Source organism: Kitasatospora sp. NPDC057015, assembly GCF_042673745.1.
In the GTDB taxonomy this organism is placed as follows: Bacteria; Actinomycetota; Actinomycetes; order Streptomycetales; family Streptomycetaceae; genus Kitasatospora.
This window is the reverse complement of record NZ_JBHUSG010000007.1, coordinates 271863-283378: the sequence shown is the minus strand read 5'-3', so window position 1 is coordinate 283378 and position 11516 is coordinate 271863. Positions and strand designations below refer to the sequence as shown.

At 77.3% G+C, this 11516-nt stretch carries 9 protein-coding genes; 5 read left to right on the top strand and 4 right to left on the bottom strand.

What is annotated here, in order from left to right:
* Positions 1-18: 18 nt before the first annotated feature.
* Positions 19-372, bottom strand: coding sequence for a hypothetical protein (locus ACFTWP_RS10150; protein ID WP_380263879.1), 354 nt, complete (start codon positions 370-372; stop codon positions 19-21).
* Between ACFTWP_RS10150 and ACFTWP_RS10145 the strand changes: the two genes are divergently transcribed.
* Complete coding sequence (locus tag ACFTWP_RS10145; protein WP_380263878.1) at positions 365-835, top strand: NPCBM/NEW2 domain-containing protein; 471 nt, start codon at positions 365-367, stop codon at positions 833-835. The two genes, ACFTWP_RS10150 and ACFTWP_RS10145, sit on opposite strands and share 8 nt — an antisense overlap.
* Positions 836-944: 109 nt before the next feature.
* Here ACFTWP_RS10145 and ACFTWP_RS10140 read toward each other — a convergent pair whose 3' ends face one another.
* From ACFTWP_RS10140 to ACFTWP_RS10130, 3 genes are all read right to left on the bottom strand, one after another.
* Positions 945-1652 carry a DsbA family oxidoreductase gene (locus ACFTWP_RS10140; RefSeq protein WP_380263876.1) on the bottom strand — a complete coding sequence of 236 codons (708 nt, stop codon included), beginning with the start codon at positions 1650-1652 and terminating at the stop codon, positions 945-947.
* A gap of 166 nt (positions 1653-1818) precedes the next feature.
* Positions 1819-2328 (bottom strand): universal stress protein, encoded by a 510-nt coding sequence (locus ACFTWP_RS10135; protein WP_380263875.1) that lies wholly within the window; start codon positions 2326-2328, stop codon positions 1819-1821.
* 80 nt (positions 2329-2408) lie between these two features.
* A complete protein-coding gene (locus ACFTWP_RS10130) occupies positions 2409-4646 on the bottom strand; it encodes an asparagine synthase-related protein (RefSeq protein ID WP_380263874.1) in 2238 nt (745 codons plus the stop codon).
* A 1002-nt stretch (positions 4647-5648) separates the two neighbouring features.
* Here ACFTWP_RS10130 and ACFTWP_RS10125 point away from each other — a divergent pair.
* From ACFTWP_RS10125 to trmB, 4 genes are all read left to right on the top strand, one after another.
* Positions 5649-7076 (top strand): MFS transporter, encoded by a 1428-nt coding sequence (locus tag ACFTWP_RS10125; RefSeq protein WP_380263873.1) that lies wholly within the window; start codon positions 5649-5651, stop codon positions 7074-7076.
* Positions 7077-7620: 544 nt separating this feature from the next.
* On the top strand, positions 7621-9213 hold the full coding sequence (locus ACFTWP_RS10120) for a TROVE domain-containing protein (RefSeq protein ID WP_380263872.1): 1593 nt from the start codon (positions 7621-7623) through the stop codon (positions 9211-9213).
* Positions 9214-9300: 87 nt separating this feature from the next.
* Positions 9301-10539, top strand: coding sequence for an L-2-hydroxyglutarate oxidase (lhgO, locus tag ACFTWP_RS10115; protein WP_380263871.1), 1239 nt, complete (start codon positions 9301-9303; stop codon positions 10537-10539).
* A 105-nt stretch (positions 10540-10644) separates the two neighbouring features.
* Positions 10645-11475 carry a tRNA (guanosine(46)-N7)-methyltransferase TrmB gene (trmB, locus tag ACFTWP_RS10110; RefSeq protein ID WP_380263869.1) on the top strand — a complete coding sequence of 277 codons (831 nt, stop codon included), beginning with the start codon at positions 10645-10647 and terminating at the stop codon, positions 11473-11475.
* The last annotated feature ends 41 nt before the right edge of the window (positions 11476-11516 follow it).

Sequence of the window (11516 nt, the reverse complement as noted above, 5' to 3'; positions counted from 1 at the left end):
GGCGGCCGCGGCGGCCGCCTACGCGCTGACCGGCTCGCCCCAGCCCGCCGCGCCGCCGCTGGCCGCCGCCGCACCGATCTCCTCCCCCGCCGTCGTGCCGCCCGCGCCGGCCCCCGCGCCGCCGAGCGCACCCGCGCCGGAGCCCGAACCGGCGGCGGAACCGGAACCGGCGCCCGCGCCGAGCCCGCCCCCCGCGCCCAGGCCCACGCCCACCCGCACCCCGGCGCCCGCGCCGACCGCGAAGCCGGCGCCGCCCGCGCCGCCGTCCCCGACCCCCGAACCGAGGACGACGGCGCCGGTCGTCCCGACCCCCGAGGTCCCGCAACCGCCGCAGCCGACGACGCCGGAGCCGGAGCCCTCCCCGGTGGTCACCCCGCCGACCCCCGCCCGCGACTTCTGGGCGGACGCGCTCCCGTACTTCAATCCCGGCGGGAACCGGGTGCCGCCGGCCGGGCCGAGCCTGCGGCACGGCGGCGGCTGGGTCTGGCAGCGGGACGCGGTCTGGATGGGCGGCCGGCGCTACAAGCACGGCCTCTCGGTGCACGCGCCCACCACCACGACCGTCGACCTGAACCGCTCCTGCCGGTCCTTCGACGCGGTGGCCGGTCTGGACGACCTGACGCCGCCGGGCGCCCGGGCCGTGTTCTCCGTCCAGGGCGAGGACGGCGCCACGCTGTGGTCCTCACGCGAGCTCCGGGCCGGGGACGCCCCCGTGCCCGTGCACGTCACGCTGGCCGGCCGCCGCTCGGTGCGACTGGTGGTCACCCCGCTGCGCGGCCCGTGGTCGGGCTCCGCGGTGGCGGACTGGGCCGAGGCCCGCTTCAGCTGCGACTGAGGCGGGCCCGCGCCCGGGTGCGAGGACACCTGGGCGCGGGCCCGCGATCGGCGGGGCTCGACGGCGACCGGACCCCGCGATCGACGGGACACGGTCGGACACGGCCGGATCAGACCGCGCAGGCACCGTCCGCACAGGAGTCGTCCGCGCAGGCGCCGGCCCCGGCCGCCGCCCCGACCGGCGCCGCGGTCTCGGCGGCCACCTGCTCCAGCACCTTGCGGAAGGTCTCGGCCTCCTGGCCGCCCTGGACGGCCCACTTGCCCTCGAAGACGAAGGTCGGCACGGCGCTGATGCCGAGCTCGCGGGCCTGCGCCAGCTGGGCCCGGACGTCCTCGGCGCCCTCGTCCCCGGCCAGGTACTCCGTCACCCGCTCGCGGCCGAGGCCGGCCGCCACCGCGATCTCGGTGAGCCGGGCGCGGTCGCCGAGGTCCACGCCGTCGCTGAAGTGGGCCTTCAGCAGACCCTCCTTGAGCACGCCCTGGACCGCGGCCCCGTACTCGGTCAGCGCCAGGTGCAGCAGCCGGTGGCCCAGCAGCGTGTTGACGTGCAGGGCGGTGTCGAAGTCGTACGTGATGCCCTCCGCCCGGCCGAGCTCGGTCACCCGGGCGTCCATCGCGACCGACTGCGGCCCGAAGCGCTCGGCCAGCCAGGCGCGGTGCGGGGTCGCCGTTCCGGAGGCGTCCGGAACGAGCTGGTAGGGCCGGTAGACCACCTCGACGTCCGCCCGACCCTCGAAGCCGGCGAGGGCCTGCTCGAAGCGGCGCTTTCCGATGTAGCACCACGGGCAGGCGATGTCGGAGTAGATCTCGACCTTCATGACGACGGGCTCCTGAGTTGGGCGACGGGTTCCCCGGGTCAACGGCCGACCGGGCCCGGCTCATTCCCCGGACGGGCGGCCCGCGACCGGGATCACGTACCGCCGGCCCGGTCCGGTCCGTCCGGCCACGCGCCGTCCGTGGACCGCCTCCTCCGTGAACCGACCGTCAGCGGGTCGCCGGCGGCGGGACGACCAGCACCGGACAGGCCGCGTGGTGCACCGCCGCCGTGCTCACCGATCCGAGCAGCAGCCGGTTGAAGCCGCCGTTCCCCCGGGTCCCGAGCACCAGCGTGTGCTGGGTGACGGCGGAGGCGAGCAGCACCTCGATCACGTTGCCGAGCACCACGTGCAGCGCCGGCTCCCCCTCGTACGGCAGGGGGCGGGCCCGCTGGACGGTGGCGACCGAGCGCCGCAGACCGTCCGCCATGCTCTCGACGAGCTGCTCGACGCTCTCCCGGACCAGCTCGGCCATCCCCGGCGGGTAGCCCACCGGAGAGGGGTTGACCACCGCCATCACGTAGAGCGGCAGCCCGAACAGCTCGGCCTCGGTCATCGCCCGGTCCAGCGCCCACAGCGAGCCGTCCGACCCGTCGCAGGCGGCCAGCACACCGGGCGGTCCGGCGGGCGGCCCGCCGGTCACCGTCAGCACGGGTTCGGACTGGTCCGAGCTGGTCACCTTGGCTCCAGGACTGACGGCGGCGGGTCGGGGCAGGACCGGGTGCCTGCCCCGCCATGATCCCGCTCCGCCGGGCGGGATCAGGCGAAACGCGCCGCCGCGAGCGCCACGCGTTCGGCCAGCGGCAGGCCGGTCCAGCAGGAGCCGTGCCGGCGGGCCCGCACCCGGCGCAGCCACAGTTCGGTGGAGACCAGTTCGGCGATCCCCGCCAGGGTCTCCGGCCCGGGTCCGGCCCCCGGGGCGGCGGCCCGGTCCAGGCTCCGGCGGACGGCCGGCAGGTCGATCAGCCCGGCCTCGGCGAGCAGCGGACGGTCGAACAGCTCGGCGATCCCGTCCGCCGCCAGCCGCAGGCCGGTCCGGGCCGGTCCGTGGCGGTCGGGCCGGGCGCCGCGCCCCCAGTCGGCGGGCAGGTCGGTGCGGCCGGCGCCGGCCAGCACCGCGTGCAGCAGGGTGTGCCGGGCACCGGGCTGCAGGCGCACCTCGTCGGGCAGCAGCCGGGCCGCCCGCACCACCTGGTTGTCCAGGAAGGGCGCGTGCAGCCGCTGGCCCGGCTGCTCGGCGGCCTGCAGCAGGGTGCGGTACGCGGCGGCGTGCCGGTACAGCGCCTGGCCGGCCCGCCGGGCCCCCGGATGCTCGGCGGGGGCGGGGCCGCGGGCGGCCAGCCGCAGCCGCAGCGCGACCGCCGAGAGCGCCTCGTCCGAGAGCCAGCGGGCGGCCGGGCCCGGGACGCACCAGGACAGGCCGCCGGCCGTCCCGGCGCCGGCGGTGGCCGCGGTCGTGGCGGCCCGGCGGGCGGTGAGCCGGACGGCGGCGTCGTCGAGCGCGTCGGCGTAGCGGATCCGGGACAGCCGGTGGGCCGCCCGCAGCACCGTCACCGGGGTGCGCACCGCGGCGGTCAGCACCCCGGCCACCGCGCGGTCCGCGCCGGCCAGCGCGGCCACCGGCGGCAGCAGTTCGCGCGGGCGCCCGGCCCGGATCAGGTCGGCCAGCCGGGCCGGATGGCCGTCCAGGACCTGCCGGGCGCCGTACCCGGTGAGGTGGTCGGTGCCGCCGGCCGCGAACCGGGCCTCGGCGCGGGCCGCGGCGACCAGTTCGGGGCCCGGCTCGTCCGTCAGCCGGCCGGCCAGCGGGTCGGCGCCGAGACCGGCGAACGGCAGCGTGCCCGTGGTCACCGGCAGGACGGTGTGCCGTAGCCGCGGGGTGTCCGGCACCAGCACGGCGCTGCCGCCGGGGGCGACGGCCGGGCCCGCCGGCTCGCCGAAGGTGACGGCCGCCAGCTGCTCCGGCTCGCTCGCTCCGGCGGCCTGCGGGCGCGCCCAGGACCCCTTGGTGGCGCCCGACCTGGCCCGGCCGCCGCTCTCGTCCGCCCGGCCCGGCAGGACGGGCAGGGCGGACTCGGCCGGGGTGGCCGCGGGGGCGCCGGCCGGCGGCCGCCCCGGGCCGGGCGGAACGGCCGCGGCCAGCAGGGCCACGGTCGCCGAGGCCGTCCCGTACGAGAGGTCGACGCCGAGCCGTGCCCGCTCCGGCGCCGCGCCCGCGGCCGGCCGCGGCGTGAGCCGCGCTCCGGGGGCGGCCGGACGCACCCGGAAGCGGATCGACTCCAGCAGGGCGCGGGTGAGTTCGCGGACCGCCGGAGCCTCGCCGCGCGGCTGCGGGCCACCGCCGTGCTCGTCGTACGAGGCGGTGTAGGGCCGGCCGCCGCGGACCGCCAGCACGTGCCCCGGCGGCACCCGCCGCACGCCCAGGTACGGGGTGCCGGTACCGAGCGCCTCGGGCGACTCGGGGCAGGCCAGCCGGGACGCCAGGTGGCCCGCGTCGATCGGGGCGCCCACCAGGTCGGCGAGCGGGAGCGCGGCGGTCGCGTACGCGGTGCCGCCGCACCACGGGGTGTGGAAGACCGGGAGGGCGCCGGCCAGGTCGGTCAGCAGCAGCGTGCTGCGGGTGCCGGTGCGCAGCACCGCCGTGTAGCTGCCCGGCCACGCGCTCAGGTGGCGGACGGCGCCGCCGCGCGCCGCGGCCAGGCCGGCGGCGAGTTCGGCGTCGGAGGCCCCGCAGTGGCCGAGGACGGCGAGGCGGGTGGTGGCGGGGGTGTCCTCGACGGGGTCGGGCGGCGGGGTGCCGGTGCTGACCGCGGCCGGGGCGCCCGGCCGCAGGGTGACCAGCCGGATCTCCTCGGGACGCCAGTCCCCCACCGCCCACAGCGGGTTGGGGCCCGCCCAGAGGGTGCGGGCCGCGATCGGGCGCACGTTGCCCAGCGCCTCGTGCGCCGACCCGCCCGCCCTCGGCGAGGTCCCGCTCCAGCCCGTCAGCCACCGCATCGCGCCTCCACCGGACGAGGAACCCATCGCGGCGGCGCGCCGGTCGTCCGTCCGGACCAGGTCCGGACCGGCCCGAGCGGCTCGGGTCGCCCACGGGTCGGCCGCCGCGTGCGGGCGCGCGGCCCCGCGCGGCCACCGGCCCGGCGCACCGTCAGGAGCCATCGTGCCACCGGACGCCCACCGGGGGACCGGTGTTGCGGCTGTGAATTCGCGTGGCGTACGGGTGGCGGCGGTTCGCCGTTCGACGGATGTTGGCCGGGCGGCCGCCCGCCGGCCGCTCACCGGCCGGCCGGTCGGGCACGGACGGTCGAGGCACGGCATCCCGGACGCGCGGCCGGTCGGGCACGGACGGTCGACGCGCCGGACGGTCGGCGCACGGCCGGTGCGGGGCGCGGGAGTTCACCGCCCGGGCTGGGGAGTTCACCGCCCGGACGCCGGTGCCGGCTGCCGTCCGCGGGTGTCGGACGCGGATGTCGGACGCGGGGTCGCACGCCCCGCGGAGGTCCGCCGCCGAGGGCGGACCGGCGACCGCGCGGCCGGGCCCTCCCCTCCACGGCCCGGACCGCCGGTCACGGCGCCCTGTCATGGCCATCGCGAGATGGCCGAAAGGCGTCGCAAGGCCCGGGAGGGCATCCGCATGCCCTCCCGGCCTGATCCGCCGTCCGCGGGGATGGAGACGGCGGCTCCCCCGACCCGCCGGGTCCTCGACGGCGGGCCGACCCACGGCACCAGCGAATCGCCGACCTGGCGATCGGGCCAGGGGGCACGGCCGGGCGCACATCGGCACACGACCGGAGCACAGCACTCCGGGCGCGCACACAAACGGAGGACGCCGCACCGCCGAGCCGTCCCGCGCGTCGGGGGGCGGGTGCGCGATCCCGCCATCCGGATTGCCGGGCCTTAACCCTAGGAACGCGTCCGACTACTCTAGGTGCAGCAGGTTCGGCCCGGCCGCAGCACCGGGCGCCGCGCACAAACGTCGCAGGGGGTGCCGCCGCCACCATGACCGTCAGCCCACGTGGACCGAACGAACGGCTCGGCACGCTCCTGACCCTCGCCCAGATCAGCAACGCCGGCCTGGCCCGTCGGGTCAACGACCTCGGTGCACAGCGGGGGTTGACGCTTCGCTACGACAAGACCTCGGTGGCCCGCTGGGTCAGCAAGGGGATGGTCCCGCAGGGGCCGGTGCCGCACCTGATCGCCACCGCGATCGGCGGCAAGCTCGGCCGGCCCGTGCCGTTGGAGGAGATCGGCCTCGGCGACACCGATCCCACGCCCGAACTCGGCCTGGCCTTCCCCCGCGAGGTGTCGGAGGCGGTCCGGTCGGCGACCGACCTCTGGCGGGTCGACCTGGACCTGCGGCGCGGGCCGGGCGGCGGGCGCTGGAGCGACAGCCTGGCCGGCACCTTCTCGGTCTCGGCGTACGCGACTCCGGTGTCCCGCTGGCTGATCACCCCGGCGGACGGCTCGGTGGCCCGCGAGGCGCCGCCCAGCACCGCCGACCTGGCCTCGTACCGGGTCGGGCACTCGGACGCGGTGAAGCTGCGCGAGGCGGCCCAGGAGGCCCGCCGGTGGGACTCCAAGTACGGCGGCGGGGACTGGCGTTCGTCGATGGTCCCGGAGTGCCTGCGGGTGGAGGCGGCGCCGCTGCTGCTGGCCTCGTACAGCGACGCGGTCGGCCGGGCGCTGTTCGGCGCGACGGCCGAACTGACCAGGCTGGCCGGCTGGATGGCCTTCGACACCGGCCAGCACGAGGCCGCGCAGCGGTACTACATCCAGGCCCTGCGGCTGGCCCGGGCGGCGGCGGACGTGCCGCTGGGCGGGTACGTGCTGGCCTCGATGAGCCTGCAGGCGGGCTACCGCGGCTTCGCGGAGGAGGCGGTGGACCTCGCGCAGGCGGCCCTGGAGCGCAACCGGGGGCTGGCGACGGCCCGGACGATGAGCTTCTTCCACCTGGTGGAGGCGCGGGCCCAGGCGAAGGCCCGCAACGCGGCGGCGTGCGCGACGGCGCTCGGCGCGGCGGAGAGCGCCCTGGAGCGGTCGCGCGCCGGGGACTGCGATCCGGCGTGGATCGACTTCTACGCCTACGACCGGCTGGCCGCCGACGCCGCCGAGTGCTTCCGGGACCTGGGCGTGCCGGCGAAGGTCCGTCAGTTCACCCGGGAGGCACTGGCCAGACCGACCGAGGGCTTCGTCCGCTCGCACGGGCTGCGCCTGGTGGTCTCCGCGATGGCCGAGGCCGAGGCGGGCGACCTGGACGCGGCCGTGGCGGCCGGCGAGCGGGCGGTCGACGTGGCCGGCCGGATCTCCTCCCAGCGCAGCCGCGACTACGTGGTCGAGATGCTCCGCCGGCTGGAGCCCTTCAAGGGCGAGCGGCGGGTGCGCGAACTGACCGAGCGGGCGCGTTCGATCCTGGTCGCGCCGGCCTGACGAACCGTCGCGGGCGCCGACTGGGGCGTTGGAGGGCACCGGCTCGGGCGTTGGAGGGCCGCGGTCGGGGCGCGGGTAATTCGGATGCGGGTACGAGCGGCGGCTGGCTATGTTTCTCCTGTCCAGGTGCGCAGGCAGGGGTTACTTCCACTGTTAATGGGCAGGTCGCGGGTTCGAGTCCCGTCACCGACCCCGGGTCGGTGTAGCTCAGTCGGTAGAGCAGCTTCGTCACCTCCGCCGCCTCTGATCTCTGGACACCACATCTGAAGAGTCCTTCCGCACCTCCCGGTGCGCCGGCAGCGGTTACTTCTTGGTAAGGCGTCCTCGGACGCTGCGGTTCGAGCCCGCGAAACACCGCCGCCATCCTTGATCTCGGGAGGCACGGCGCCGGGGTGCCCGGTGCGCGGGCCACGGTTACTTCGTCGAGCGCCCCTCGGGGCGCGTTGAAGCGGATGCTCATCGACCGCGGCCTTGTCCGACGACCTCGGGCACCCCCGCTTCGCCGTGCCCTCCTCCCGTCACCCGTCCGCAGGGGGAGTTCGCCATGTCGCGTTTCAACGTCCGCAAGGCCCGGCCGGCCCCGTCCTCGCCCGTGACCACCACCGGGCGGCCCACCGTCAACCACCAGGGCGGCATCGGGTTCCTGCGCGACGAGAAGTCGGAGCTCTTCCTGCTCGCCGTGGCCAACACGGTGGGGCAGGACACCTTCTACGAGCGCGGCGGCGACCGCGACGACCGGTACACCGCACTGGTCCGCGAGCTCGCCGTGAGCGACCCCGAGTGGACGCTCGGCCTGCTCCGCTGGCTGCGCCACGGCGCGCAGCTGCGCACCGCCGCGCTGGTCGGCGCGGCCGAGTTCACCCGGGCCCGGCTGGACGCCAAGGCCCCGGGGCACTCCCGCCAAGCCGTCGACGCCGTCCTGCAGCGCCCGGACGAGCCGGGCGAGCTGCTGGCCTACTGGACCTCGCGCTACGGCCGCAGCCTGCCGCAGCCGCTCAAGCGCGGCGTGGCCGACGCGGTGCGCCGGCTCTACAACGGCCGCGCGCTGCTCAAGTACGACAGCGCGGCCAAGGACTACCGCTTCGGCGACGTGCTGGAGCTGACCCACCCGTCGCCGGACCCGGCCAAGCCGTGGCAGGGCGAGCTCTTCAAGTACGCCCTGGACCGCCGCCACCACCCCGAGGAGGCCGTACCGCCGGCCGCCGACCGGGTGCTGTCCGCCAACCGCGAGCTGCTCGCGCTGCCGGTCGCCGAGCGGCGCGCGGCCGTGACGGCCGAGGGCGGCGCGGAGCGGCTCGCCGACGCGGGGCTGACCTGGGAGGCGCTGGCCGGCTGGCTGCAGGGCCCGCTGGACGCGGCCGTCTGGGAGGCGGTCATCCCGTCGATGGGTCCGATGGCGCTGGTCCGCAACCTGCGCAACTTCGACCAGGCCGGGGTGTCGGACGAGGTGGCGGAGGTGGTCGCGAAGCGGATCTCGGACCGCCACGAGGTCGCCCGCTCCCGGCAGTTCCCGTTCCGCTACCTGGCCGCGCACCGGCACGCCCCGTCGCTGCGCTGGGGGCACGCACTGGAGACCGCGCTCGCGCACTCCCTCGCCAACGTCCCGGCGCTGCCCGGCCGCACGCTGATCCTGGTGGACCGCTCGGGCTCCATGTTCGACCGCCCCGACCAGCGGACCCAGCTCAACCGGGCCGACACCGCGGCGATCTTCGGCACCGCGCTGAAGGTCCGGTCGGCCGGCGCCGACCTGGTCGAGTTCGGCTCCACCAGCAACGTGATCGACGTTCGTCGCGGCGAGCCGGTGCTGCGGGTGCTGGAGCGGTTCCACGACCTCGGCGGCACCGCGACCGCCGAGGCCGTCCGCCGGCACTACCGGGCCCACGACCGGGTGGTCATCGTCACCGACGAGCAGGCGGGCCCGTCCAGCTGGGGCGGCGACCCGCTGGCGGCCGTCCCCGCCGGCGTCCCGGTCTACACCTGGAACCTCGCGGGCTACCGCACCGGCCACGCCCCCTCGGGGACGGCCGGCCGGCACACCTTCGGCGGCCTGACCGACGCCGCCTTCCGGCTGATCCCGCTCCTGGAGGCCGGGGGCGACGCCGGCTGGCCCTGGGAGCAGCAGCAGCGCGCGGCCTGAGCGCCGCCCGCCGCACGGGCGGGGCACCCTCGACCGGCACCGCCCGCCGTGCCACCATCGGCGGGCGGGCCGGTCGACGAAGGGGCAGTGGTGCGGTACGACTTCGACGTACTGGTGGCGGGCGGCGGCATCGTCGGCCTCTCCACGGCCCACGCGCTCGCCCTCGCCCGGCCCGGTCTGCGGCTCGGGGTGCTGGAGAAGGAGGACGCCTTCGCCACCCACCAGAGCGGCCGCAACAGCGGGGTGATCCACAGCGGCGTCTACTACCGGCCCGGGTCGCTGAAGGCCCGCTACGCGGTCGGGGGCGCCGCCGAGCTGGTGCGGTTCTGCCGCGAGCAGGGCGTCCCGTACGAGGTGACCGGCAAGCTGATCGTCGCCACCGGGCAGGCCGAGCTGCCGCGCCTGCACGCCCTCGCCGCCCGTGGACGGGAGAACGGCATCCCGGTCACCGAGCTGGGCCCGGCGGGGATCGCCGAGCACGAGCCGGCGGTGGCCGGGCTGGCCGGGCTGCACGTCGCCACCACCGGTGTCTGCGACTTCCCCGCCGTCGCCCGCGCCTTCGCCCGGCTGGCCGAGCAGGCCGGGGCGGCGCTGCTGCCCGGCACGGAGCTGCGGGCCGTCGCCCGCCGCGCGGACGGCGTGACGGTGCAGACCTCGGCCGGCGAGTTGCGCTGCGCGGTGCTGGTGAACTGCGCGGGCCTGCACAGCGACCGGGTGGCCCGGCTGGCGGGGGACGACCCGGGCGTGCGGATCGTGCCGTTCCGGGGCGAGTACTACGAGCTCGCCGACCAGCGGCGCGGGCTGGTGCGCGGCCTGGTCTACCCGGTGCCCGATCCGGCGTTCCCCTTCCTCGGGGTGCACCTCACCCGGGGGGTGCACGGCGATGTGCACGTGGGCCCGAACGCGGTGCCCGCCCTCGCCCGCGAGGGCTACGACTGGCGCACCGTACGCCCCCGCGAGCTGGCCGGCACGCTCGCCTTCCCCGGTGCCTGGCGGATCGCCCGCCGGCACTGGCGCCAGGAGGCCGGCGAGCTGCACCGCTCGCTGTCCAAGCGGGCCTTCACCGCCGCCGTGCGACGGCTGCTGCCCGCCGTCACCGAGGCCGACCTGGTGCCGGCCGCAGCCGGGGTCCGGGCCCAGGCGGTGGCCCGGGACGGCTCGCTGCTGGACGACTTCGCGTTCGCCGGCTTCGACCCCGACGACCCGCGCTCCGGCCGCCGCCTGGTGCACGTGCTCAACGCGCCCTCGCCGGCCGCCACCGCCTCGCTGCCGATCGGCCGCGAGGTGGCCCGCCGCGCGCTGGCCGCGCTGGCCGCGGGCGGCTGAGCCGACCGCGGTGCCGGCCTGCGCCGGGCGCCCCGACGGGAGCTGCGTCACACCCCGCCCGGGCCCGGCCCGGGCCCCGTCGGCGCCCCTTAGACTTGGCCGATTGTGACTGCCACCGCCCCCATCCCCCAGCCCTCCCCCTCCGTCCGGCTCTCCGCCGCACCGGCGGGGTACCCCGCGCCGATGTACCCGCACCGGGCCACCGAGGCCCAGCACAGCGAGCGGCGCATCCGCAGCTTCCAGCCGCGCCGGGGCCGGATGACCAACGCGCAGGCCGGTGCGCTGGACCGGGGGTGGGAGCAGTACGGCATCGCGATCGACGGCAGCCCGCTGGCCCTGCCCGAGCTCTTCGGCGGCCTCCCGGTCACGTTGGAGATCGGCTTCGGCATGGGCGAGACGACCGCCGCGATGGCCGCGGCCGACCCGGCGACGGGCATCCTGGCGGCCGACGTGCACACCCCGGGCCACGGCAACCTGCTGCAGTTGCTGGAGCGGGCCGGCTCGAAGAACGTCCGCCTGGCCGCCGGCGACGCGGTGATCCTGCTGCGCGACATGCTCACCGACGCCTCGCTGGCGGGCCTGCGGGTCTACTTCGCCGACCCGTGGCCGAAGCCCAAGCACCACAAGCGCCGGCTGGTCCAGCCGTCCTTCCTCGACCTCGTGCTGCCCCGCCTCGCCCCGGGCGCGCTGGTGCACTGCGCGACCGACTGGGAGCCCTACGCCGAGCAGATGCTGGAGGTGCTCTCCGGTTCCCCCGAGCTGGAGAACCTGCACCCGGAGGGCGACGGCACCGGGTGGCTGGAGCCCGCCGAACACCCGGCCGGCAGCGTGCCCGGCTACGCGCCGCGGCCCGACTGGCGTCCGGTGACGAAGTTCGAGCGGGCCGGCATCGCCAAGGGGCACGTCGTGCACGACCTGCTGTTCCGCCGCCGCTGATCGAACCCGATCACCCGGTCACCCCGGGTGATCCGGTCCGC

What these genes read in the sequence shown, in the direction of transcription:
- ACFTWP_RS10140 (WP_380263876.1), bottom strand. Translation starts at nt 1,652, where the DNA reads ATGAAGGTCGAGATCTACTCCGACATCGCCTGCCCGTGGTGCTACATC.
- ACFTWP_RS10130 (WP_380263874.1), bottom strand. Translation starts at nt 4,646, where the DNA reads ATGCGGTGGCTGACGGGCTGGAGCGGGACCTCGCCGAGGGCGGGCGGG.
- ACFTWP_RS10125 (WP_380263873.1), top strand. Translation starts at nt 5,649, where the DNA reads ATGACCGTCAGCCCACGTGGACCGAACGAACGGCTCGGCACGCTCCTG.
- ACFTWP_RS10120 (WP_380263872.1), top strand. Translation starts at nt 7,621, where the DNA reads ATGTCGCGTTTCAACGTCCGCAAGGCCCGGCCGGCCCCGTCCTCGCCC.